Source organism: Corynebacterium sp. TAE3-ERU2, from assembly GCF_019209955.1.
Taxonomy (GTDB): domain Bacteria; phylum Actinomycetota; class Actinomycetes; order Mycobacteriales; family Mycobacteriaceae; genus Corynebacterium; species Corynebacterium megadyptis.
In genome coordinates, this window is sequence record NZ_JAHUTL010000004.1 from 76,100 (window position 1) to 101,121 (window position 25,022).

At 62.0% G+C, this 25,022-nt stretch carries 19 protein-coding genes and 3 tRNA genes; 10 read left to right on the forward strand and 12 right to left on the reverse strand.

What is annotated here, in order from left to right; genetic code table 11:
* Positions 1–354: 354 nt before the first annotated feature.
* The 6 genes from gyrA to KRX12_RS06730 all read left to right on the forward strand — a co-directional run bounded on the left by gyrA (position 355) and on the right by KRX12_RS06730 (position 5,847).
* Positions 355–2,967, forward strand: a complete 2,613-nt coding sequence (gyrA, locus tag KRX12_RS06705; protein ID WP_218364818.1) for a DNA gyrase subunit A — start codon at positions 355–357, stop codon at positions 2,965–2,967.
* A complete protein-coding gene (locus KRX12_RS06710; RefSeq protein WP_218364817.1) occupies positions 2,967–3,311 on the forward strand; it encodes a DUF3566 domain-containing protein in 345 nt (114 codons plus the stop codon). Before gyrA ends, KRX12_RS06710 begins: the two co-directional genes overlap by 1 nt.
* Before the next feature lie 156 nt (positions 3,312–3,467).
* Positions 3,468–3,541 (forward strand) — tRNA-Ile (locus KRX12_RS06715).
* Between the two features lie 27 nt (positions 3,542–3,568).
* Positions 3,569–3,641 (forward strand) — tRNA-Ala (locus tag KRX12_RS06720).
* Positions 3,642–3,851: 210 nt separating this feature from the next.
* Entirely contained in the window at positions 3,852–4,184 is a 333-nt protein-coding gene (locus KRX12_RS06725) for a PRC-barrel domain-containing protein (RefSeq protein WP_218366140.1), read from the forward strand.
* Positions 4,185–4,215: 31 nt separating this feature from the next.
* Positions 4,216–5,847 carry a bifunctional ADP-dependent NAD(P)H-hydrate dehydratase/NAD(P)H-hydrate epimerase gene (locus tag KRX12_RS06730; protein ID WP_218366141.1) on the forward strand — a complete coding sequence of 544 codons (1,632 nt, stop codon included), beginning with the start codon at positions 4,216–4,218 and terminating at the stop codon, positions 5,845–5,847.
* A 3-nt stretch (positions 5,848–5,850) separates the two neighbouring features.
* Here the strand turns inward: KRX12_RS06730 and KRX12_RS06735 are convergent, their stop codons facing one another.
* From KRX12_RS06735 to KRX12_RS06750, 4 genes are all read right to left on the reverse strand, one after another.
* Complete coding sequence (locus KRX12_RS06735; RefSeq protein WP_218366142.1) at positions 5,851–6,330, reverse strand: flavin reductase family protein; 480 nt, start codon at positions 6,328–6,330, stop codon at positions 5,851–5,853.
* Positions 6,327–7,415 carry an acyl-CoA dehydrogenase family protein gene (locus KRX12_RS06740; protein WP_218366143.1) on the reverse strand — a complete coding sequence of 363 codons (1,089 nt, stop codon included), beginning with the start codon at positions 7,413–7,415 and terminating at the stop codon, positions 6,327–6,329. The genes KRX12_RS06735 and KRX12_RS06740 overlap by 4 nt, the downstream gene beginning before the upstream one ends.
* A 4-nt stretch (positions 7,416–7,419) precedes the next feature.
* On the reverse strand, positions 7,420–7,968 hold the full coding sequence (locus tag KRX12_RS06745) for an OsmC family protein (protein ID WP_218364812.1): 549 nt from the start codon (positions 7,966–7,968) through the stop codon (positions 7,420–7,422).
* A 363-nt stretch (positions 7,969–8,331) separates the two neighbouring features.
* Complete coding sequence (locus KRX12_RS06750) at positions 8,332–9,132, reverse strand: hypothetical protein (protein ID WP_218366144.1); 801 nt, start codon at positions 9,130–9,132, stop codon at positions 8,332–8,334.
* 101 nt (positions 9,133–9,233) lie between these two features.
* On the opposite strand from KRX12_RS06750, the gene KRX12_RS06755 reads away from it, so the two are divergent.
* On the forward strand, positions 9,234–9,764 hold the full coding sequence (locus KRX12_RS06755; RefSeq protein WP_151529738.1) for a peptidylprolyl isomerase: 531 nt from the start codon (positions 9,234–9,236) through the stop codon (positions 9,762–9,764).
* A gap of 152 nt (positions 9,765–9,916) precedes the next feature.
* A complete protein-coding gene (locus KRX12_RS06760) occupies positions 9,917–10,600 on the forward strand; it encodes a rhomboid family intramembrane serine protease (RefSeq protein ID WP_218364810.1) in 684 nt (227 codons plus the stop codon).
* Between the two features lie 587 nt (positions 10,601–11,187).
* On the opposite strand, the gene crgA is transcribed toward KRX12_RS06760, so the two are convergent.
* From crgA to KRX12_RS06800, 8 genes are all read right to left on the reverse strand, one after another.
* Positions 11,188–11,454, reverse strand: a complete 267-nt coding sequence (gene crgA / locus KRX12_RS06765; RefSeq protein WP_151529660.1) for a cell division protein CrgA — start codon at positions 11,452–11,454, stop codon at positions 11,188–11,190.
* A 228-nt stretch (positions 11,455–11,682) separates the two neighbouring features.
* A complete protein-coding gene (pknB, locus tag KRX12_RS06770; protein ID WP_218366243.1) occupies positions 11,683–13,767 on the reverse strand; it encodes a Stk1 family PASTA domain-containing Ser/Thr kinase in 2,085 nt (694 codons plus the stop codon).
* A gap of 2 nt (positions 13,768–13,769) precedes the next feature.
* Positions 13,770–15,206, reverse strand: coding sequence for a serine/threonine-protein kinase (locus tag KRX12_RS06775; RefSeq protein WP_218366145.1), 1,437 nt, complete (start codon positions 15,204–15,206; stop codon positions 13,770–13,772).
* A gap of 27 nt (positions 15,207–15,233) precedes the next feature.
* Positions 15,234–16,685: a penicillin-binding transpeptidase domain-containing protein gene (locus KRX12_RS06780; protein WP_218364808.1), complete on the reverse strand. Its 1,452-nt coding sequence runs from the start codon at positions 16,683–16,685 to the stop codon at positions 15,234–15,236.
* Between the two features lie 10 nt (positions 16,686–16,695).
* Positions 16,696–18,144 carry an FtsW/RodA/SpoVE family cell cycle protein gene (locus tag KRX12_RS06785; RefSeq protein WP_255550136.1) on the reverse strand — a complete coding sequence of 483 codons (1,449 nt, stop codon included), beginning with the start codon at positions 18,142–18,144 and terminating at the stop codon, positions 16,696–16,698.
* A 3-nt stretch (positions 18,145–18,147) separates the two neighbouring features.
* Entirely contained in the window at positions 18,148–19,518 is a 1,371-nt protein-coding gene (locus KRX12_RS06790) for a PP2C family serine/threonine-protein phosphatase (RefSeq protein WP_218366146.1), read from the reverse strand.
* On the reverse strand, positions 19,518–20,000 hold the full coding sequence (locus KRX12_RS06795; protein ID WP_218364806.1) for an FHA domain-containing protein: 483 nt from the start codon (positions 19,998–20,000) through the stop codon (positions 19,518–19,520). The genes KRX12_RS06790 and KRX12_RS06795 overlap by 1 nt, the downstream gene beginning before the upstream one ends.
* 349 nt (positions 20,001–20,349) lie before the next feature.
* On the reverse strand, positions 20,350–21,528 hold the full coding sequence (locus KRX12_RS06800; protein WP_255550137.1) for a DUF3662 and FHA domain-containing protein: 1,179 nt from the start codon (positions 21,526–21,528) through the stop codon (positions 20,350–20,352).
* A gap of 330 nt (positions 21,529–21,858) precedes the next feature.
* On the opposite strand from KRX12_RS06800, the gene KRX12_RS06805 reads away from it, so the two are divergent.
* Positions 21,859–21,942, forward strand: a tRNA-Leu gene (locus KRX12_RS06805).
* Between the two features lie 190 nt (positions 21,943–22,132).
* Positions 22,133–24,919, forward strand: coding sequence for a CRISPR-associated helicase Cas3' (gene cas3, locus KRX12_RS06810; protein ID WP_370625557.1), 2,787 nt, complete (start codon positions 22,133–22,135; stop codon positions 24,917–24,919).
* Positions 24,920–25,022 lie beyond the last annotated feature (103 nt).

A 25,022-nucleotide genomic window follows, 5' to 3' on the forward strand; every position in this document is an offset into this window, starting at 1 on the left:
TTTCGGCGCACCTGAGAAATGTGGAACTACAAGGATCGTATTCGCGTGTTGTGACTCTTCCGCCACAGCTCAGCCGACCACCTCAGTAGTCACATGCTTTCACTGCAATCACAACTGCAACACAGCTTACATGAGCAGAGGGTCGGCGCCAAGAGAACGGGGAATCATTTTCTTTCTCTGTGCGCGCCTGAGAGCCGCTATGCGGGCCGGAAGGGTGGTGTGAATTCGATCATAGTAGCGTCGATAAGCGAAAAAATGCGCCTAAATCGCGCTCAGTGCCACTCTGCGGCGAAAAGGGGAGTAGAATGGCGGGGATTGGATTCTGAGAAACCCAAACCATAAGAGGTGACGCGCGTGAGCGATGACAATCAGGGCGGCGAGAGCTTATTCGACCGCATCGAACCCATCGATATCAATGAGGAGATGCAGTCGAGTTATATCGACTACGCCATGTCTGTCATTGTTGGTCGAGCGCTGCCGGAGGTGCGCGACGGTCTCAAGCCGGTGCACCGCCGTATTTTGTACTCGATGTTTGACTCCGGCTATCGCCCGGAGCGCGGCTATGTGAAGTCGGCGCGCCCGGTCGCCGACACCATGGGTCACTATCACCCGCACGGTGACTCCGCGATTTATGACACCCTGGTCCGCATGGCCCAGCCGTGGTCCATGCGCTACCCGCTGGTGGATGGCCAGGGTAACTTCGGTTCCCGCGGTAATGACGGCCCGGCCGCCATGCGTTATACCGAGTGCCGTCTCACGCCGCTGGCCATGGAGATGGTGCGCGATATCCGCGAGAACACCGTGGATTTCTCCCCGAACTACGACGGCAAGACTCTCGAGCCGGATATTCTTCCCTCGCGTGTGCCGAACCTGTTGATGAATGGCTCCGGCGGTATCGCCGTGGGTATGGCCACCAACATTCCGCCGCATAACCTCAACGAGCTGGCCGAGGCCATTTATTGGATTCTCGCCCACCCCGAGGCCGATGAGAAGTCGGCGCTCGAGGCGTGCATGGAGCGCGTGAAGGGCCCCGATTTCCCGACCTCAGGGTTGATTGTGGGCGATGAGGGCATCAAGGATGCCTACACCACGGGCCGCGGCTCGATTCGCATGCGCGGTGTCACCAGCATCGAGGAACTGGGTAACCGGCAGATCATCGTGATCACCGAGCTGCCCTATATGGTGAATCCCGATAACCTGGTCTCCTCGATCGCGGAGCAGGTCAAGCACGGCAAGCTGGCGGGTATCTCCAGCGTCGACGATGAGTCCTCCGATCGCGTCGGCCTGCGCATCGTGGTGACCCTCAAGCGCGATGCGGTGCCGCGCGTGGTGCTGAATAACCTTTTCAAGCACTCCCAGCTGCAAACCAGCTTCGGTGCGAACATGCTCTCCATTGTGGATGGTGTGCCGCGTACCCTGCGCTTGGATCAGATTCTCAAGCAGTACGTGAAGCACCAGATCGATGTGATCGTGCGTCGTACCCAGTACCGCCTCGACGAGGCCGAGAAGCGCGCCCATATCTTGCGCGGTTTGGTCAAGGCACTGGACATGCTGGATGAGGTGATCGCCCTTATCCGTCGTTCGCCCACCGTGGATGATGCCCGCACCGGTTTGATGACGCTGCTGGATGTCGACGAGATCCAGGCCGACGCTATTTTGGCCATGCAGCTGCGTCGCCTTGCCGCCCTGGAGCGGCAGAAGATCGTGGACGAGCTGGCCGAACTGCAGGCCCTCATCGAGGATCTGCAGAGCATTCTCGCCTCCCCGGAGCGCCAGCGCACCATCGTGCGCGAAGAGCTCGAGGAGATCGTGCGCAAGTACGGCGATGAGCGTCGTACCCAGATCGTGGCGGCCTCCGGCGATGTCACCGAAGAAGACCTCATCGCCCGCGAGAACGTGGTGGTCACCATCACCTCCACCGGCTATGCCAAGCGCACCAAGGTGGATGCCTATAAGTCGCAGCGACGCGGCGGCAAGGGTGTGCGCGGTGCTGAGTTGAAACAAGAAGATATTGTGCGCCACTTCTTCGTCTGCTCCACGCACGACTGGATTCTCTTCTTCACCAACTTTGGCCGGGTCTATCGCTTGAAGGCCTATGAGCTGCCCGAGGCCTCGCGGACCGCGCGCGGCCAGCACGTGGCCAATCTGCTGGAGTTCCAGCCGGAAGAAACCATCGCGCAGATCATTCAGATCCAGACCTATGACGATGCCGAGTACCTTGTCTTGGCCACTCAGCAGGGTCGGGTGAAGAAGTCCAAGCTGCACGATTATGAGTCCAACCGTTCCGGCGGGTTGATCGCCATCAACCTCAACGACAACGACAAGCTCATCGGCGCCACGCTCTCCAATGGCGATGATGACATCCTGTTGGTCTCCGAAAAGGGCCAGTCCATTCGCTTCACCGCCGATGATGATGCGCTGCGCCCGATGGGTCGTGCCACCGCCGGTGTGAAGGGCATGCGTTTCCGCGATGATGACCAGTTGCTCTCCATGACCCGCGTGGACAATGGCGAGTTCCTCTTGGTGGCCACCTCCGGCGGCTATGGCAAGCGCACCCCGATGGAGGAATACCCCACCCAAAACCGTGGCGGTATTGGCGTGGTCACGCTCAAGCACACCCCGAAGCGCGGCAAGCTGATCAGTGCTCTGGCTGTGGATGAGGACGATCAAATCTTTGCTATTACCTCCGCCGGCGGGGTGATCCGCACCGAGGTGAACCAGATCCGCCCGAGCTCCCGCTCGACCATGGGCGTGCGTCTGGTGGACCTAGCGAAGGATGTGGAGGTCTTGGCTATCGACCGCAACGTCGAGGACGAGGGCGAGGAAAACGCCACCGCCGTGGCCACCGGCCAGGCCGAGTCTCCGACCGCTGCTCGGGCCCGCAAGACCGGAGAAGATGACGCCACCGCGGACCCCATTCCCGGAGTGGAAGGTCTCAGCGACAACGATGAGTCCGAGGAGGACTAATGAGTAGCCAGAGAGTCGCCGTGCGGCATATTTCTCCGCTGTCTGTGTTCAAGACAGCGCTGGCCCTATCGCTCACGGCACTGGCTGCCTGGATCATCTGCGTGATCGTGCTCTATATGGGTCTCGATGCCGCAGGGGTGTGGGATAAGGCCAATGAAGTGATTGCAGGCGTCGGTGGCGAGCAGGTGCTGACCTTCGGCATCACGGTCTCGCTCGCGACGCTGGTGGGCGCGATCTTCGCCCTGATTGCCACCTTCCTCGCGCCCCTCGTGGCGATCATCTACAACTCCGTGGTTGATCTCTTCGGAGGCGTCGTGATCACTATCGGCGAGACCGAGGACTAAACACCGCTTTTGTCGGTGCTAGCGCCAGCGGCCCCAGCACGGAACCACCGGTGCTCGGGGCCGCTGGCATATACCGACAAAGACGCCTAAAAACGCAGTGTGACCAGCTGATTTGGTGTTGTTCACCTTTCTGGGTAAAGTTCTTACACGTTCCAAGGGCCTATAGCTCAGTCGGTTAGAGCGCATCGCTGATAACGATGAGGTCGCAAGTTCGATTCTTGCTAGGCCCACTGCGAAGCCCTCGGGTTTCGTTGCTTGGGGCATTAGCTCAATTGGTAGAGCACCTGCTTTGCAAGCAGGAGGTCAGGAGTTCGATTCTCCTATGCTCCACAACTCACATTTCCCCTAGTGGTTATCCACTAGGGGTTTTGTTGTGTCTAGGCTGCGTGTAGGGCAATCAGTGGTCGTCACTGCGCTGCGCTGGGTATTCTGGATCCATCGCGGTGAGAGGAATGAGACTTACGGCGATAGAACAGCCCCATCCACCGTGGTTGCGCCGCAGCCGCCGTGGAACACTCACCCAAGAAAAGAGGTTCTCCCGTGTCTCAGCATGAGATCTCCGCGCTGAATGATGCCACCGCATACGATAGCGACGGCGAGAAACTGGGCGCCGTGGAGGAGGTATTCATCAACGATGCCACCGGCCAGCCCAAGTTTGTGGAGGTCTCTCATGGCCTCTTCGGTATGAAATCGAGCGTGGTGCCGCTGCTCGGCCACTGCCTCGAGGAGGAGCGGCTGCAGCTGGCTTTTCCCTTAGAGCGCATCAATGGCGCCCCCAGTTTCGATGGCGCCCACATCAGCCCTGAGCAGGAGGAACGCCTCTACCGCCACTATGGCATTGCGGACGCCGAGGATAGCGAGAGCTACTCCTAGCCTTCGGCCGGCGGGATTATCCTTGGTGGGTATGAGCCTTTGCGTACCCGATCTTCTTGGTAGCCCCACCCGCACGCTGAGCCGCCCGGCCACCGTCGCCGAGATTCGCGCCGCCGAACAGCCTCTCCTCGATGCTCAAGGCAGCGTCGATGAGCTGATGCGTAGTGCCGCCAGTGCGGTGGCGCGGGTCGCCAGCGCCATGCTGGGCGATGCCCAGAGGCTTATCGACGCCCCCTCCCAGCCCCATATCTTGGTGCTCGCAGGAGCCGGCGGTAATGGCGGGGATGGCCTCTATGCGGCCGCCATGCTGCGCGAGCAGGGCTGGACACAGGTGAGCGCCTATCGGCTCAGCAGCTCGGTGCACGGCCCGGCATGGCAGCGTTTCCTTGACGCTGGGGGAACGGAGGTACACGATCCCGCCACCCTGGCACCGGTGGATCTGCTCATTGATGCCATCACGGGCATTGGGGCGCGGCCTGGGCTACGCCCAGAAGCCGCCGCGGTGCTGCAGGGGCTGGATGTGGCCCAGGTGCTGGCCGTGGATATCCCCTCGGGGGTGGCCGCCGATAGTGGCGCGGCAGGGGAGCAGCACGTGAACGCGGATGTGACGGTGAGTTTCGGGGCGCCGCGCCTGGCCCATCTGCTCTCTGCGGCGTGCGGCACGGTGCTCATAGCCGATATCGGCCTCGATAGCGCTCAGCTGCCGCCGCTATCCGAGCTGATTGCCCAGCAGACTGCGCGGCGTCGCACCCGCACTGGCCTGCGCGCGGTCTCTGGCAGAAGCCAGCTGCAGCTCGAGGGCTATGAATGCATGGGTGGCCACCAGGGTATTGCGGATCTGTCTCCGGGGCCAGAGGATGATAAGTACAGCGGCGGAGTGGTGGGGATTCTCGCCGGATCTGAAGACTATATCGGCGCCGGGGTGTTGTGTGCGATGGCCGCGGTGCGGGCCAGCAGCTCCATGGTGCGCTATGTGGGGGCGTTGCGGGCGACAGTTGTGGAACGCCTCCCAGAGGTGGTCTCTCATCCCAGTCTTGGCGCATGCGGCCAGGTGCAGTGCGTGGTGGTGGGGCCAGGTCGCGGCACAGATGAGAGGGCGCGCGAGGAATTACTGACCGCGCTGTCCATGGATGTTCCGGTGGTGGTGGACGCCGATGCGATCACCCTGCTGGCTGAACTACCGCAGGTGCGCGCCGCAGTAGCCGCACGCCAAGCGCCCACCGTGCTCACCCCCCATGCTGGAGAGTTCGAGCGCCTGGCCGCCGCCCTCGACGATGAGCTGCCGGGGCTGGATGAGAACCGCGTGAAGGCCTGCGAGACGCTGGCCACTCTTCTAGGCGTCACGGTCTTGCTCAAGGGGCATGCGACGATCATCGCTGATCCGCAGCACACCACCATCGTTCATACGGGTGTGTCCTGGGCGGCGACGGCCGGCTCGGGTGATGTATTGGCGGGTATTCTCGGCGCCCATCTCGCCTGGGCGGAGGCCACCGGCCACATCGACTGCATGGAGGCGGTGGTCTCGGCGGTGCTGGTGCACTCTGTGGCCGCGGAACTCGCGGCGCAGACCCCCTATGGGCCGGCGCCGACGAGCTCCAGCGCCATCGCCGAGAGTATCCCCGCCGCGACGGCCGCGCTCATCGCGCACCGGACTAACGCCTAGGCGCTAGAAGCCGTCGAGAACACCGCGCTCATAGTGCAGGGGCGTAGTCCCGTGATTCGTCGTGCAGTCCTCGACGCGGATGGTGAGGATGCGGTGATCGCCGCCATCGAGCCAGTCCTCCACGGTGCCCACGAGAGCGGAGGCGGCGCCGGCCACAAGGGGGATGTCATCGACGCGCCGGTGGGGGACGGTCTCGAAGCGATCGGCACCATAGTGGGCGAAGTGCAAGGCCAGAGCGCTCTGCTTCCGTGCCAGCACAGACACACCAACCCGCGCGCCTGGGGTCATATGCGCGAGCGTCCTGGAGCGGGTGTCGATGCACACCAGCACCATGGGCGGATCCACCGAGAGCGAACAGAAGGCGGAAATCGTTATGGCATAGTCCGCGCCATCGTCATGGGTACTTAATACTGTCACCCCGGACGGGAAACTGCCCACGGAGTCTTTGAAGGCTGCGATAGACACCCCAGTGGCCACGCTCATGCTGCTCGTTCTTTCTCGTGGGCCCGGGCGAGTTCCCAGCGCAGCTGCGCCTCGGAGGGGCTTTGAACGGGGATAAACGCGGCCTCGCGGAAACGGCGGGAGGCCGGCGAGTTCTTGGCATAGCCGGCTCCACCTGCAACGCGGACTTCGATGCCGGCGGCTTGGGTGGCCACCTCGGCGGCGTCGAGTCGCAGCTGCAGCAGCTCGCTGGGGGTGATCGGGCTCCGGCCCACCCGCGCGGCGAGCTCGTCCTGAGTGGCGATGAGCTGCTCGATACGGCGGGCGGTATCCTCCTGCTCGGATTCAAAGGTGGCGTGCACCCCGTGCAGCCGCGAGGTAGCCGCGGTGATGGCAGCCTGGGCGAGGCCGAGGCATTCCGAGATTTGCAAGAGCGCGAAGGTGGGCCGGACCCGGCGAGCAAAGCCAGCGAGATCCGTCGAAATCACCGCATCGGAGGGGATGAACACCTCGTTGAGGGTCAGTCCCGCAGAGGCCGTGGAATTGAGCCCGAGGAGCTCGAAGGGTGCGGCCAATTCCACGCCTTCATCACTGGCGCGCACCGCGAAGATGAGGGCGGCGTCGGCAAGCGCAGCGCCGGTGACGATGATGGAATCTTCAGCCAAATTCGAGGCCCAGGGGATACGGCCGGAGACGCGATAGCCGCCCTCGACAGCGGTGGCGCTCAGGTCTAGATTGCCGCAGCCTGCGGCGGTTTTCATCACACTCGCCATGCCCGTCACCCCGGGGGCGCTGCCGCTGCGCAGGGTGGCGGCCAGCTCCTCGAGAGAGGGCGTGGGCGTCTCTGCGACCGAGATGTACTCGGCGGCCATGCGGTGCGCCCAGCTGGCGAAGGCCACGGAGAGATCGCGTTCGGCGAGCGCCCGAATCACGCGAACCTGCTCGCCGAACTGCCCATCGGCGTTGGTGGCCAGGCCCAAATTGAGCGCTCCCTCGGCGGCCAGCAGCGGCAGCGCATAGCGGGCCTGGGTGGCGCCGGTGTCCACGGCGTGGGCGGTGCTGCTGATCCGCTCCAGCAGTTGCTCAGACACGGCGGTGGTGGCGGTGGGGGCGAGAGTGATGCTCATGGTGCTAGATCAACTCCGAGGTGAGTGTGGCGGGACGGGTGTAGGTATTGACCACGGGCGACCAGGTGATGGCGTCTTTTTGGATCTGATCGAGGGTGTCGCGGTCGGCATCGCCCTCGAGATGCACCTTCACCCGCACCTCGGAGACCCCGGGGCGCTTGTCCTGGGAGAGATCGCCGACGCCCCAGGTGGGGGAGATGTCGATATCGCTCTCAATATCGATAGCAATCGTGCTCAGGGTGACGCCGCGGTGGGTGGCGATCGCCTGGATTCCCACGGAGATGCAGGCGGCGAGCGCGGCCTGGGCGACCTCGGTGGGGTTAGGCGCGGAATTATCGCCGAGCAGCTGCGGCGGTTCTGCCACCAGCACCGGCTCGAGATCGCGGACCTGGGTGTAATTGCGGAAGTGACCATCGGCCTCGGTATGGGTGCGGATGACCTTGCGGCCGCCCTCGGGGTTCTCGATGTTTTTCTGGGCTAAAGCCGCGAGCTTCTCCTTATCGATCGGCTCAAGCGGCTCGCCGGCGTTGTGCTTCGGGGTGAGATCGGACATCAGGGCCTCATTTCTTTCTTAGTTAGGGGGCAACGACGGCCACAGGGCGCGGCTATCGCTGCGGTGCGCTCCCCACCCTAGCAAAGAATAGACAAAATAGTCTATAAAGACATACCGAGTAGTCTAGACCGCAGCATAGTCGCAGTACACAACACCATGTCCTCCATTGCTCGGCGCTTATCGACGCCACCAGCACGGTTCCTGGCGCCACCACAGAGCGGCTGGGGCGCCCGTGATAGGGCGCTATATAGACCGACTGGTCTATCACAGTGCGGGCCGGATACTGGGGGCAGAAGAAAACCGCCTGCCCCGAAGGACAGGCGGTGTGTGCTCGCCGCGGCTCGAGGCCGCGGGAAGGAGTATTTAGTTCTTCTCGTCCTCGCCGTACTTGGCGTCTACCTCGGCGGAGAGAATCTCATGCGCCTGGGCGGAGCTGGAGCGCTCATCGGTCCAGCTCTCTACCTCGGCCTCATTATCGAGCTCACCCACACCGGTGTTGGGCACGGCAGGATCCAAGGAATCGGCAACCTCTTCATCGAAGGGCTTGTCCTCCGGGGTGGCCACCTCGGCATCGGCGGGGGTCTCGGTGGAGTAGACCAGCTTCGGCTCCTCATCCGCTACGGCGGTATCGAAGTCCTCCACCCGCGGCGGGACGGTCTGGACCTTCTCCTCCTCGCGGAAGAAGAAGTAGTACACGGCGGCGGCCACAGCGCTCAGCAGCGCCAGCACCGCGGCGATCGTGCCGAAGGTCTTTCCCTTCGAGCAGCCCTTGTCCTTCTTCAGCTTCTTCTTGGCCTGCGCGGCTGCCTTCTTGGCATCCTTTTCCCGCTGCTTGGCCAGCTTGCGCAGTTGCTTGCCGGACTTCTTGGCGTTCTTCTCGGCCTCCTTGCGGAAGGAACCGGTCTGCGACTTCGCCTTCTCTAAGCGCTTGGCAGCCTGGGCGCTAATGGCGGAGCCGCGCTTGTTCAGCTCGGCGACGCGCTTATCGACGTCCGCATTATCTACGGCCTCAGCTGCCGAATCATAGAGCTCCTGGCCCTTATCCATGGCCGCATTGGCGGCCTCTTGCAGGGCGTCATAGGCCTCATCAGCCTTCTTCGCGCGATACTCATTCAATGCAATAAGGCCCTTTTTTGCGGTTTGTGCGCCCTGGACGAGCAACATGGGATTCATTGTGGTGATCTACCTTCCAATCTTTAGTTTCTTTTATAGATAGTCCCATCCTAGGTGCAGTGACGGTGCACATGCCACGTTTTTTCTCTACGATGAGGGCTATGACTCAGAAGACCGCAACTGCCACGATGCACACCAATTACGGTGATATCGTCATTGAACTCTTTGGCAACCACGCGCCCGTCACCGTCGAGAACTTCGTCGGCTTGGCCCAGGGCACCAAGGACTACCGTGCCAACAATGCCAATGGCACCACCGAAGGCCCCTTCTACGATGGCGCCATCTTCCACCGTGTGATCAATGGCTTCATGATCCAGGGCGGCGACCCCACCGGCACCGGCCGCGGTGGCCCCGGCTACACCTTCGAGGACGAGTTCCACCCCGAGCTGCAGTTCGATCGCCCCTACCTCTTGGCCATGGCCAATGCCGGCCCCGGCACCAATGGCTCCCAGTTCTTCATCACGGTGGCGCCCACCCCGCACCTGAACAACCACCACACCATCTTCGGTGAGGTTGTGGACGAGGACTCCAAGGCAGTCGTGGATTCCATCGCCACGGTGCAGACCTCCATCCAGGATCGCCCGAATGACCCGGTGGTTATCGAGTCCATCGACATCCAGTAGGAGGGCAATCATCGCGGCGGTGCGCGGGCAGTGAACGTCGATAAGCGCGCTGCACGCCCCACCCCCGCGACGCCCCCTCTCACCCTGTGACCCATCGCCGGCCTGTGGCCGTACGCGGCGATGGGTCTTTGCGTGTCTAGAGAAAGAGTGCCATGAATTCCTCCACTATTGCCCGCTGGTATCGCGAAGCGCCCGTGACCGTGGTGCTGGTTGCGCTCAACTGCGCGTTCTATCTGATCACCGCGGTCGAGTCGCTTTCGTTGCAGCACAACCTCGCACGCTCCGCGCTGGCCGAATACCTCGTGTTCTTTCCGCCGCGGGCGGCGTATCTCGGCTTCGCCGGCCTGCTGCCCTCTGTGGGCTACGCCTTTATGCACGTGGGCCTCGCGCATCTATTGATGAACATGTTTTTGCTCTTTCTCATCGGCCGCGAGATCGAGCACTATGTGGGCGGCCGCATGATGGTTGCCGCCTATTTCTGCTCCGTGGTGGGCACGGCCGCGTGCATCACCTGGGCCAGCCCGCTGGCCTCTACCGCGGGAGCCTCGGGCGCGGTCTATGCGCTGATGGTGGTCTTTATGGTGCTCTGCCACCGCACCGGCCGCGATGTACGCGGGCCGGCTGTGCTGCTGGCGGTGAATATCGTCTACACATTCATCGCAGTCAATGTGTCGGTGTGGGGCCATATCGGCGGCATCCTCATGGGCGCCTTGCTCGCCTGGCCGCTGGTATATGGCACCCGGCAGCAACGCACCCCCATTGTTGGTCTTTTATGTGGGGCAAGCGTCTGTGCTCTGCTGGCCGGCTTCGCGAAGATATCCACAAGCATCTTGTGACAAACGAGATGTGAGACATCAAGCGTTATCCCCATCGACAGGCAGGTTATGCCCAGTCGGTGGGGATAAGTGTTTTGTGGGCAAAGGTAGAAGGGCTGTGCACACCCACTGTGGAGGCTGTGCATAATCTTCTGCGTGTAATTTAGCCGGACTCGAACGCACGCGCTTTCGAAACGACCCTGACTGACCTGCGTTTGGCCAGATAGTTAGAACATTATTCAGCTCTGTGCACAGCGTGTTGAGTTAGTGCACAAAGTTATGCACAGGCTGTGCAGAGGCGTTGAATTACAAGAATGTAAGCAGAATCCACAGAGTTATCCACAGTCTGTGCATAACTTCACCGTTTTCTACACACATGCGCTATGCACAGCTTGGGTTGTGCATAACCCTGTGCAATTGTGCATAACTGCTCTCTCACACGGGGGTGGTGGGCACCCCGTGTGGTGTCTTTTTGGCTCCGGTGGCGCACGCGCCGGCACCCCAGCCGTGGGCTATCGCTGCTACTACGCAGTGGTGGAGGCGGGGCGTGCGGGCATGAAAAAAACCCGACTCCGCTGGGAAGTCGGGTTCTTTCTCAGTCTGCGTGGCTAGCGCCAGCCCATCGTCATCAGCAGCCCAATGATGAGCAGACCGAAACCGATTGCGAAGTTGATCGGGCCGAGCTCACGCATGAGCGCGATCTGCGGGCCGGCCAGATAGTTCACGACCAGCCAGGCCAGGCCGAGCAAGATCAGCCCAAACATCAAGACCTTGTACCACAGCGGGGTACCGGAGGAATTGATCTTCACAGGGGTGCGGCTAGCCGTCGACGTCGACACCGTGGTCGAGCTCTGAGTAACCTTTGCCTTCGGCATATCTAGCCTTTCTTTTCTTTTCACAGTTCTCGGGCAGGTGCGCCCGTGGACGTCTCCTGCACACACTACCAGCGTCGATAGAGTTTCTGAACACCGCACACGGGGGCCGTGTTCGCGCGGCTGGGAACAGTACACAGCACACACCCGCCCTCACGCGCTGTGGCGGGGGCGGGTGTGTGGCTGATACAGGGGCACCAGCTGCGGTGCGCGCTGCGGTTGTCCTTGCGGCTAGGGCGCGAGTTCCAGCAGGGAGAAGCGATAGATCCGCAGGACCACATCATCTTCATCCCCGATGCTTTCTCCAGCGGCGGGAACCTGGGAGGCCACGGTGTTCTGCTTCGTCAGATCATCGGTGGGTTCCTCTTCCTGGCGCACCTGGGCTTGGGTGCCCTTCCAGCCGGCGGCCCGCAGGGCGGCGACGGCCTGATTGACGTTCTTGCCGCGGAGATCCGGGACAGTGATCTGCTTCTTGCCATTGGACACGCGCACAATCACCGTCGAGCCCTTGGGTACCTTGGTGCCCTCGCCATTGACGCCGAGCACCGTGCCCTCCGGCTTATCGGATTCCACATACTCGGGCTGCGGGATAAAGCCGGCGGACTCGAGGTTGCCCACGGCCTGCTCGTACTTCATGCCGGTGAGCGAGGGGATGCGCACATTTTCCACACCGGTGGAGATGGTGATGCTCACCTCGGAGCCCTTGGACACGGCCGTACCGGCGGGCGGCGACTGCTCGATGATCTCGCCGGCGGGGGCGGTATCCGAGGGTTGCTCACGCGGGGTGGAGTTGAGCTTCAGCCCCACCCTTTCGAGTTCCCTATTGGCGGCCTCGGTGGTGCGGCCGGTGATCTGCGGCACCTCCACGATCTCCTTACCCGAGGAGACGATCAGTGTCACCGTCGAACCCTTGGGCAGGGTGGAGTCGGCGGAAGGATTCGTGCCCAATGCGAGACCACGCGCCACATCTGGGCTGGGTTCCTCGGAGCGAATCACCTCAAACCCGGCCGAGCGCAGCCGCTGGGTGGCGACCTGCTCCTCGAGCCCGGCGATCGTCGGCACCGAGATGGAGCTTTCGGCCACCCGCTCCTCGCGGTTGCCAAAATAATCCACGGCGAAAGCGGCACCAATACCCACCACCACGACGGCGAGGATAGAGGTCAGCCACACGCCCCAGCGGGAGGACTTCTGCTTGCGATGCCCGCCCTGGGGGCTCTGCTGTGCCGGGGCCTGCTGGGCGGCGGCGTACTGGGTAGGGGCCGAGTACTCGTTCTGCGAGCCATAGTGCTGGGCGCCGGCGCTCGCGGCGCCTGCCGCACCTGCCGCACCGGCAGCGCTGGCAGCCGCGGCGGAGATCTCGCCGGAATCACCGATAATCGCGGTATGTGCTGGGCCCTCGCCCTGGCGATGGGTATTTTCCAGCTTGGCCCCCACCGGGCCGGAGAGGTGCATCTTCGCGGCATGGGTGACGGCGTTGCGCATCACCAGCTCGAGATCGGAGGAAAACTCTGCCGCCGACTGGTAGCGATCACCCGGGTGCTTGGCCATGGCGGTGAGAATCACCGCATCAATATTGGTGGCCATGGTGGGGGTGAGATCGCTGGCGTACTCCGAGGGCGACGTGGGGGTCTCGTGCACGTGCTGATAGGCGACATCAAAAGGCGACTCGCCCTCAAAAGGCGGCCGGCCCGTGATGGCCTCATAGAGCACACAGCCCAAGGCATACACATCCGAGCGGGCGTCAGCATTGCGGCCGCGCGCCTGCTCCGGGGAGAGATACTGGGCGGTGCCGATCACGGCAGAGGTTTGGGTCATCGCCGAGGTGGCGTCATCAAGCGCCCGCGCAATACCGAAATCCATCACCTTCACCTGGCCGGTATTCGTGACCATGATGTTGGCGGGTTTGATATCGCGGTGAATAATGCCGGCGTCGTGTGAGGCCTGCAGCGCCGAACACACTGGGATCATCACCTGGGCGGCCTCGGATGGCGAATAGGGGCCGCGGTCGTGGACGATGCCGCGCAGGGTTGTGCCGTGCACCAGCTCCATCACGATATAGGGCACCGATACGCCATCGATGAGCTGCTCGCCGGTGTCATACACCGCCACGATATTGGGGTGGTTCAACCGGGAAGAATTTTGGGCTTCGCGGCGGAAACGCTCGCGGAAATTCTCATCCCGCGCCAGTTCCATGCGCAGCACCTTCAGCGCTACCTGGCGACCCAAGAGCGTATCAGTGGCGGAATACACATCGGACATGCCGCCGTGCCCAATATTTTCTTGGGGATCATAGCGGCCACCGAAACTGGTGTGCATCATTATTGTTCGCCTCCTTCGTCGTTCTCGGGGGTGTCAGCCGGCGATGCCGGTTGGGTGGGCTGCGCCGGTTGCGCGGGTTGGGTGGGCTGCGTGGACTGCGTGGGCCGTGGAGATGCGGGCTCCTCCGGCGGCTGCTGCGATGTTGTCACGCTCGGCTGGGATGGTTCTTCCTCAAAGCTTAGCGTTGGGCTTTCGGGGCGCTCGGGGGTGATCGTTTCGATCACGGTCTCCGTCACCGGGGGCAATTCGCTTGTCGACGTCTCCTCGCTGGTGCTGCTCGTCTCCGTCGGCGCGGGCTGCCCCGTCGGTTGGCTAGTGAGATAGTACAGCAGCACGCCCATGCCTCCTACTAGAAGAAGCAGCACAAACAGCCACGGCCCGATGCTTTTCTTTTTCGCGGGACGCTGCCCGGTCGGCTGCTGAGCCGCGCGGGGTGCCGCGGGCAGCATCTGCGGCCGTGGCGGGGTGACCGCCGGATTCACCGTGGTCGGCACCGTGGCATTGCCAAGCGCGGTGGTGGAGGATCCGGGGTGGTGCTGCGGTGCCTGACCAGCCACCGCCGCCGAGCGCGGCTGCGGCGGGCGCTTGTGAAAACGCACCGCGGAAATAGCGTGGGAGAGCTCATTGCCATCGGCATAGCGACGCTGCGGATCCTTACGCAAACAGATCCCCAAAAGCTCCCGGATCTGCGGGGCGATCTCCCGCGGCAGCACCGGCGGGGCCTCATTAATATGCGCAATGGCCACCGAGACCGTCGAATCCCCACTGAAGGGGCGGTGGCCAGCGAGAATCTCATAGCCCACCACGCCCAGAGAATAGACATCCGAGCAGGCGGTCACTGGGTGGCCTTGGGCCTGCTCCGGGGAGACATACTGGGCGGTACCCACCACCATGCCGGTGCGGGTCAGCGGCACGGCCTCCGCCGCCTTGGCGATACCAAAATCGGTGATCTTGACCTGCCCGGACTCGGTGATGAGGATATTGCCGGGTTTAATATCGCGGTGCACCAAACCCATGCGGTGAATCACGGCCAGCCCGTGGGCGGCCTGCTCCAATACATCGAGGGCCTGCTCCTGCTCCAGCTTGCCGCGGCGGCGCAGCATATCCGCCAAGGATTCGCCGCGGACATACTCCATGACGATGAAGCAGAACACATTGCCCGCGGGATCATCCGCCTCGCGGTAGTCGTAGGTGCCCACGACGTTCTCGGAATTGATATTCTCCGCAGCCTCCGCCTCATTGCGGAAGCGGGTGAGGAATTCCTCATTGTCCGAAAACTCCGGACGCAGCACCTTAATGGCCACCTCGCGGCCGCTCTGGCTTTCCTTCGCCAGCCACACCGTGGACATACCGCCGTGTCCAATGATGAACTGCAGCTGATAGTCATTGCCGATGAGGGCCTGCACGCGGTCTAATCCGGTGGAGTCATTACTCATAGTTGCTTTCTCACTTCCGATCCGCGGCTAGGCCTGCGTCCTCAAAACGGCATCGATCACGGCGCGACCAATAGGGGCAGACACCGAACCGCCGGTAGCGCCAGCACCCTGGTTACCGCCGTTTTTCACCACCACAGCCACCGCCACATCGGCGTCTTTATCCGGGGCGAAGGCCACATACCAGGTGTGCGGGAAGCTGGAGCGCGAATCCTCGCCATGCTCAGCCGTACCGGTCTTGGAGGCGATATCCCCGCGCCCGCCGGAGGTATTGCGCTCCGACTGCCGCATCAGCTCCTGCAACTTGGCCGCCACATCCTCATCTAGGCCATCCTTGGCCTGCTGAGGCTTATGGGAGGACAGCGTAGACAGATCCGAGCGCAGCACCTCATCCACCACATAGGGTTTCATGCGCTTGCCGTTATTGGCCACGGTGGCGGCCATGACGGCGGCATCGAGCACCGTCATGGACACATCCGCCTGACCGATAGAGGACACGCCGCGCCGGGCGGGATCGCTGAGATCGCCGACCGAGCTCGGGGTTTCCGGCAGCCCAAGATCATAGGTCTCGCCAATGCCAAAGGATTTCGCGGCATCGTAGAGGGCATCCTCGCCCACATCCACGCCCATCTGCACGAAGGCAGTATTGCAGGAGAGGGAGAATGCCGTGGTCAGCGATACCTCGCCGCCACCAGCGCAGGGCCGGCCACCGTAGTTTTCCAGTGTCGAGGTGGAGTTCGGCAGCGTGATCTTGGCCTCGCCGGTGAGCTGGGAGCCCGGCTCGTAGCCATTGCGCAGGCCCGCGGTAGAGGTGATGATCTTAAAGATCGAGCCAGGCGGCAGCGTCTCCTGGGTGGCATGGTTGAGTAGCGGTGAGGCCGGATCCGAGGTGAGCCGCTCCCACGCCTGCTCGGCGGAATCATTATCCACCACGGTATTGGGATCAAAGCTCGGGGTCTGGGCCATGGCCAGCACCTCGCCGGTGGAGGGTTTGAGGGCCACCACGGCGCCCTCATAGTTATTGTTCACCAGCTGCTGATAGGCCACCTCTTGGGCCTCGGGGAGCAGGGTCAGCTTCAGCGACGCCCCATCGTGCTCCTTGCCGGTGAGCGTGTCCCAAGTGTTGGACACCAGCATGGAGGGATCGGTGCCATTGAGCACCTCGTTGAAGCCCTGCTCCAGCCCGGCGGCGCCATAGATATCGGAGAGATAGCCGCTGACGGGGGCATAGGCCTGCGGATTGGTGGAAGGGTAGGAGCGGTAGTAGAAGTCGTCCGCGGCCTTGCTGGACTTGGCCAGCACCACGCCGCCGGCCGAAATCTGGCCGCGGGGGGTGCTTTTCATCTCATAAAACTGGCGCTTATTCAGCGGGTTCTGCGCATAGGTTTCTTCGCGGAAGCCCTGCACCACGGTGAGGTTAATCAGCAGCACCAGAACCATCAGCAGAGCGATCATGGTGGACGAGCGAATAGCCTTATTCATGGTCTCTCACCTACCTCCGATTCTTCTGTGCTGAGTGGTTGGACGGGGACATTCCAGGTGAGTGATCGCTGCCGACGGCGGAAAAGTGCGAGGTGTTCTCCAAGCTGGAGGGCTCCGCATGGCCGCCGCCGCGCTGCGGCGGTGTGGCACTGCTGTGATCCTCCGGTACGCGCGCCTGGTGAGAGATGCGCAGCAGGATGGCCAGCAGGATGTAGTTCGCCATCAGCGAAGAGCCACCCTGGGACATGAAGGGAGTGGTCAAACCAGTCATGGGCAGCATGGCGGAGATACCACCGACCACCACGAAAAGCTGGATCATGATGGTCATGGACAAGCCCGAGGCCACCAACTTCCCATAGGAGGACTTCGCCAGCATGGCGGTGTGCATGCCGCGCACCACGAAGAGGGTGAAGAGCACGAGCACGGCCGCCAGGCCGATGAAGCCGAGCTCCTCGCCGATGCCGGCCAAGATGAAGTCCGATTCCGCCACCGGCACGGCCTGGGGGTAGCCCTCGCCCAGCCCGGTGCCGGTGATACCGCCCCAGGACATGCCGAATAGCGCCTGGGAGAGCTGGAAACCGGTGGTGTCATAGTTCGCCAGCGGGTCCATGAAATTAGCCACGCGGGACTGGATCTTGTCCGAGATCTGATAGATGCCCACACCGCCGATAGCCACCAGGATCACGCCGATGAGCAGCCAGGAGATACGGCCGCTGGCGAGATACATCATGAGCAGCACGGTGGAGAAGAGCAGCAGCGCCGGGCCGAAATCATTTTCTCCGGCCATGATCACCAGCGCCAGCGCCCACACGAAGAAGATGGGGCCGAGATCGCGCAGGCGGGGCAGCTCGAGCCCCAGCACGCGATAGCCGGCGACATTAAAGAGGGCCCGCTTATCCGCCAAGAGTTTGGCGAAGAAGAGTAGCAGCAAAATCTTGGAAAATTCCCCGGGCTGCAGCGTGAAGGGGCCAACGGAGATCCAGATGCGGGCATCGGATTGGATGCCGGAGCCCTGCGGCCACACCATGGGCAGGGCCAGCAGGATGATGCCGACCACGCCCAAAATATAGGAGTAGCGGGTGAGCACCATGTAGTCCTCCATGATCACCAGCACGATGGTCATGAGCACCACAGCCACCAGCGACCACATCACCTGGCGGGTCGCCATGGAGGTGTCCTTGGCTGCGTCGAGACGCGAGATCATCACCAGGCCGAGGCCGTTGAGGGTCGCCGCCACGGGCAGCAAAATCTGGTCCGCGTGCGGGGCCTTCCACACGAGGGCGAAATGGGCGATCATGAATACGCCGATGAAGCCGCCGCCCACCCAGAGCAGCTGGCTGCCGAGCTCATTGCCCAGCGAAATCTCGAGGCTCACCACCGCGGCCATGACGATGGCCGCCGACAAGATGAGCAGCCACATCTCATTTCTTCGGATGGTGATTCTTTGCCATACGCTCATGGGCTATTTCACCTCCCGGCAGTTGGTTCCGGGCTTGGTGAGATCCCCGGCCTCGCCCTTGAGACACACCGGCAGGGCGTCATTGGCGAGACGCTGCAGCTGCTGCACCACCTCGTCATAGCTGCCCGAGGGCAGGCCTTCCACAGAGTTGCGGGTGGCCTCGGGGAGGGCGTCCAAGGTGAACAAGGAGCAGTTCTTGGACGGCTTCACCGGATCGGTGAGCAATAGATTGCCGGACTTATCCAAGCAGGCCGCCTGGTGCGGCTCGTGGAAGGAGGCGCCAAAGACATCGAGGTTCACGCCGTGTTGGATCTCGAGGCGATCATTCTCCCCAGTGGTGAGGTAGTACTGCGAGTCCACGCTGCGCATAAACGCCCAGCCGCCCAGAATCGCCGCGAGGATCAGAACAAGGGCGATGCTGATGGGAATCCAGCGAAACCGCGAAGAAGAACCTTCCTCGCGCTCCTCCGGCTCCGGCTCGACATCGTCTGCAGGTGCCTCCGGGCGGGGCTGTGGTTCGCCCGTGGGGGAGGGCGCCTCATCCTTATCGAGCAGAGAGGCACGGGCCGCAGAGGTATTGCCGCGCGGCTCCTCGGCAGTGGCGCTATTGAGCGCGCCCGCCACCATGGGAGTCACGGCCAGCTGCGAGGCCTCGGATCCTTCATCCTCCACCACATCGGCCACCACCACGGTGACGTTATCGGGGCCGCCGCCGCGCAGCGCGAGATCGACGAGCTTGCGGGCCGCCTCGGCGGGGGAGCCGTGGCGGAGGGTCTCCTCGATGGTGTCAAAGGACACCGGATCAGAGAGGCCATCTGAACACAGCAGGAGGCGGTCCTGGGGCTTGGCGTCGATAAGCCGAAAAGAGGGCTCCACCGGATGGCCGGTATATGCCTTGAGGATCAACGAGCGCTGCGGGTGCGTGGAGACATCCTCGGGGGCTAGTTTGCCCTCGTCCACCAGCGATTGGACGAAGGTATCGTCCACGGTGATCTGCTCGAGGCGGTCATCGCGAAGCCGATAGCCGCGGGAATCGCCCACATGCAGCATGGCGAACTCGGTGCCATCGAACATCAGCGCCGTCAGCGTGGTGCCCATGCCCTCAGTTTGAGGATTGGCGCGCTCTTCCGCGGCGATGGAGCGGTTGCCATCATCAGCGACCCCGCCGAGCAGCGCGAACATGTCATTATCGCCGGGATTGGCGTCGAGCTTCTGCAGATGAGTGATCATCAGCTGCGAGGCGATCTCGCCCGCAGCGTGACCACCCATGCCATCGGCCAAGGCCAGCAGATTGGGGCCGGCGTAGGCGGAATCCTCGTTGTTTTTTCGCACGTGGCCGCGATCCGAGGCGGCCGCAAAATGTAGTCTCAGCATCAGGGCATCAGCCTCACGGTCGTGCGCCCGATTGTCACTTCACTCTCGGTGGTGATCTTTTCGGGCTGGTCGATACGGTAGCCGCCTACGTGGGTGCCATTGCGGGAATCGAGATCCTCCACAAACCAGTCATCGCCGCGGCGGAACAGGCGCGCATGGCGGGAGGAGGCGAAGTCGTCCTGGATCACAAAGGTGCAGTCCTGGGAGCGGCCGATCGTGATCTCTTGGACACCAAGCAGATCCATGCGGGAGCCACGCATCGCGCCATCGACCACCACCAGCTGCGCCGGTGGCTGGGGGCGCTTACGCGGCGCCCCCGCGGGGGCGGCCGCCGGGGAACGCTTGGACCAGAAACGGCCCGAGGACTGCGTGCCCGCGAGCCGGTTGGTATCGCGCCGCATGGCGCGCAGCGCAAAGAAAATACACAGCCAGAGCAGCACAAGCAGGCCGATACGGAACACAAGTAAGATGACGGCGCTCATTGTTGTTCTTCAGGCCTCCTTTAAAGGCAATGTCGGTGTGCTCTGGGCGGGCACTCATATCCGCCCCGCACGTTCATGCGCCGGGTGCGCATGTCCGGCTGATTGGGCCACGGGACACAACCAGCAGCTGCCGGTGCTGCGGGGGGCGCGAGCCCTGCGGTGCCGCCTTCCAGTCGCTTCCTCATATATACAAGGACAAGCGATCCAGTCTCCGGCCGCACCGCACAGATGCACCCCTACCAGCACCAACCATGCTGCTGGTAGGGGTTATTCCCGCCCGAGGGCGGAAAACACCCCCGCCCAGCGTGGGAGCCAAGCAGGTTACCCACACATTTTAGTACGCGTAGGCCTAGTTATTAGTGATCCGCACTTCAATGTAGGAGTGCCCCACAGTGATCACGTCACCGTCTGCGAGCAGCCAATTATCCACCGGAACATCGTTGACAGTGGTTCCGTTCGTGGACTGCAAGTCTGTAATGACAGCATCATGGCCATTCCATGTGACTTCGGCGTGCTGGCGGGAAACCCCGGTATCGGGCAGGCGGAAGTCTGCGTCATTCGAGCGGCCGATGATATTCGAGCCATCGTGGACCAAGTAGGTGCGCGAGGAGCCATCCTGCAGCAGCAAGGACACGGTCGGTTGCGATGTCGCGGGGGTGTGGGTCTCCTCCGGCGCATGCGCCACCGGTGTCTCGGAGGGGGAGTCGAAGGTAGTGGTCTCCGCGGAGTAATCGGCGGAATCCTCCGGCGGAAGCGCGGCGGCCTTGGGCATGTCCACGTGATGAGCAGCGCTCGTCGGGGTTGCCGCGGCATAACCGGCCGCTGCGCCCGCGGCCGCGCCGGGGGAGTTGTGGTGATCGCTGTTCATATATCCATTCGTCTCTGCTGGCTGGTGATCCGCCGGCTCATTGCGGTGCGGAGTGGAACTGTAGTGAGGATCCTGCTGGTCGTGATCCTCCGGCTGCTGCTCGAAGGAGTGCTCCTCGACAGAGCCTGAATCCTCAGACTCTACGGCATCCGCGTCCTCCGGCATACCGTAGAAACCACTCTCATCCTCCGGGTGCTGGGCGCGGATGCAGTGGGACTTCAACTGTCCGGTGCGCAGCCCCTTAGCCTGCACAAGCTTGACGACGACTGGCCCCGCAGGCGACCAATTCTGATTGCGGAAATAGCGAGTCAGACGGTCTGCGAAATCCCAGGGCAGCTCGGGTGAGGTTTCCTGCAGATTGGAGAAATCCTTCTTGCCCACCATCACCTCGAACTGGTTGGGAACCTCCACATAGCCCTCGTAAGTGGTGACAGCCTCGTCCTCGGCGCACTGTTTAAGCGCCTCCTCGACTTCGGCGGCCACAATCTTGCCGCCAAAGACGAAGGCGAAGCTGTTATCTAGGCCGCGCTGCAAGGCGCTGTCCATCTTTGCGAATCTCGACCACACAGACATAGCGGATGCAGTGTCACCTTCCTTCTTTTCTTCGGCGAGAGTACTCAGCGGCTCATCAGTAGTGGCCGACATATCTGGCACGGCCATTACGGCCCTATCAAGGCTCAGAATGTGCACGTCATAGCCGTGGTGGCCACAACGCTCACCGCCTTCGCCCGTCACCGCTCTCACCGCGCGAGCCTGCAGGCAGTTCTCATGCCCCATGAAAATATAAGAGGCATGGCCACACCTGAGCCGAAGTGTGGCCCCAGTATAGAGGCCACGCCAGCCACAATGAACTTCTACCAGCGCAAAAACGCCGCGCCCGCCATGCGACGCCACCATGAAACAGGCACCCACCTGCGGATTTGGGATAGTGTAACAATCTGTGTAACCTAGGTTAAGTCTTGCACAGCACTGCTGGTTAGACGCCAACTCGGGCGAGTGGCGGAATGGCAGACGCGCTGGCTTCAGGTGCCAGTGTCCTTTACGGACGTGGGGGTTCAAGTCCCCCTTCGCCCACAATAATTAGTGCCCCGCATCATGGTTTCTCACTATGGTGCGGGGTATTTTTCTGTCTTCTCCTGCGGTCTCGGCAGGTGCACAGTGCCGCTATGGCCAAGACCGCAGCGCAAACTGGAGATTAAGGGTGGACTGACTGAGTAGTGTGGGGACAGCAGTATTTCTTTTCCCGCCGCAAGGAGCTACGGCAGTGTCTCGTTCCACCGAATCAATGCGCCACGCACTCGCTTTTGCAGAGACCATTGATGGCTGGGTGGACGCACGGAGTGCAGCCGCCCGTGCACTGTGGGCGAAATCGGGAGACGGCACTTGCTACCTCAACCTTCCTCAACACCTAGTAGATGCTGCATGTGCTGCAGCGGCTGTGTGGGAGCTGTGGTTATCTCCCGCAACGAAGAACACCGTGGCGACAGAACTCGACCTCGACTGCGAGGATGTTCGCCGTCTGGTGATCTGGTGGGCGGGGATTCACGACATCGGCAAGGCGTGCAAAACATTCCAAACCCAATTGGAAAAGAGTCCTGGCTTCGACTACCTCATGGCCGCACTCCACTCATCTGGTCTGCCCCTCGACCTCGACCGGCACGAGCTGGGGCGGAAAATGCCCCATGGAGTGGTCTCCGGTGTAGTACTGCAGCGGTGGCTGGTGCGCCAGGGCTTTCGCTCGCGTATGGCCCGGCGGCTCTCTGATGTTGTGGATGCGCACCACGGAATCTCCTCCGGTCGGGAGGAAAGAACAACCGTGGGGATAGTTCTCGACGGATATGAAGCATCATGGCAGGCGATTCACTCCGAGCTGCTCGACGCCATGGCCGATACAACAGGAGTCTCCGATGCTCTCGACGTACTCCGGCGGCGACGCGTTGCACCTTCGGCCCCTGTGCTGCAGTTACTCACCGGCATCGTCGTGATGGCGGACTGGATCGCCTCCAACACCGACGCCTTTCCGCTCAACGTACATTCATCCCAGGTTGAGCGACTGATCGCAGGCATGGAAGCCACCGACCTCACGCTGCCCTGGCGACCACAACAGGTTGAAGGGGATATCGACCGTTATTTTCAGTCAGCATTCGACTGGCCAGACAATGCCCATGCCCGCCCAGTGCAGCGGGCAATGGCGGAGGCTGCTGCGACTATCACCCACCCCAGCCTTGTGATCCTTGAGGCTGAGACCGGGGTGGGTAAGACCGAGGCCGCGCTGATCGCCGCCCAGATCATAGGAAAAAACACCGGTGCGCAGGGTGTGTACTTTGCGACGCCGACTATGGCCACCGCTAATGGGCTCCTCGAACGCACGATCTCGTGGGCACGTCGAACAGCTGACAGCGATACGGTGCAATCGATGTATCTTGCCCATTCGAAGAGCGACTTGTCCGAGCCTTTTCGCCGGCTCAAGATGCAGGGTATCGCTGAGGACGAGCGCGCCAAGCGTGCGTCCGTTGTTGCTAGCTCGTGGATGCGTGGTCGGCGCCGCGGGCTACTCTCCAACATCGTGGTGGGGACGATGGACCAAGTGATCATGATGGCGCTGCAACAGCGCTACTCTATGCTGCGTCATCTGGCACTGGCCGGAAAAGTAGTGATCTTCGATGAGGTGCACGCTTTTGATGCTTATTCCTCTATGTATCTCGAGAGGACACTGGAATGGCTGTCCAAGTACGGCGTGAGCGTGATAATGCTGAGTGCCACGTTGCCGGAGCAGCGAAGAGCCGCCCTGGTTAAGGCCTATTCCGATTGTGATCTCGTTGAATCGACCACCGCATATCCGCTCATTACTGTGGCCGGTGCTCGCATTGAGGTTCGAACCCCAGAGCAATCACCGACCAATCTCCATGCGGAGATCAGAGTAATCGATAATGGTGCGAGAGAACTCCGCAGCCACGTGGAGACTCTTCTGCGCGAAGGCGGCTGTGCGCTGATCATCTGCAATACCATCGCTCGCGCCCAAGAAGCGTATCGGGCGCTCAGCGAGAATGCGCCATGGGAGATTGAGCTTCACCATTCTGGATTCATTGCACGTGACAGGGTGAGGCGGGAAGAGACACTACGCACCAAGCTCGGCCCCCAGGCTCGACGAGGTGAGGGCCGCCCTGAGAACCTCGTGGTGGTGGCTACCCAAGTGGCTGAACAAAGCCTCGATATCGATGCCGACGTGGTGATCACCGATATTGCCCCAGTTGATCTCCTTATCCAACGCATTGGCCGCCTGCATCGGCATCCCCGCCCCAAGGAGGATCGCCCAGAGCCTGTACAACAGCCCATTGTGTGTATCAGAGGAATAACGCAGCAGGAGCCTATTCCAGTGTTCGACAGTGGAGCAGTAGCAGTGTACGGACAGCGGCTCCTCCTCTCGACTTTGTTGCACCTGCCCGAAGTATTTCGCCGCCCCGATGATGTGGCCCCACTCGTGCAGGCGGTCTATGCGCCGCAGCAGAATGTGCCGGAGCACTGGGCATCCCTCTGGCACGAAGCGGTGGGTGAAGATGAAGCCAAAGCCGACGCTGCTCGGAGTCGAGCAACGCACTTCCGCGTGCCATCGCCATACATGAACCGGGATCTCGAAAGTCTTTTTGGTCGCTTCATCGAAGCGGTCGTGCACTTGGGCGATGAAGAGAGGGGCGCGGCCCAGGTGAGGGACAGTGAACCTACCGTGGAAGTCATCCCCATCGTGGAGGCCGACTATGGCTATCGCGCCTTCGGCGATACAGAGGAGATCATTCCCAACGGCGATCTCGGTTATGCCCAAGCCTTTCGCTTAGCTTCGAGTACAGTGCGCCTGCCAGCACGAATAACACGCTTTGATAAGGATTTCGAGGCAGTGGTGACGGAACTGGAAGAACGTACTCCTGCCCATTGGGCGTTACATTATCTGCTGCGCGGACAACTGGCGATGCCGCTGGATGACGATGGTGCCATAAAACTTGGACGGTTTCAGATTCGCTATTCCACCGATATGGGAATCGAATGTAGTAACTAGAACAATCCAAAACAGGTCCGAACTGACAGCTAGATTTATGGATGTGCACTGCAATGGTGGGCAACCACACCCACGGCAGATGCCTCGATGAAAACAACAGACA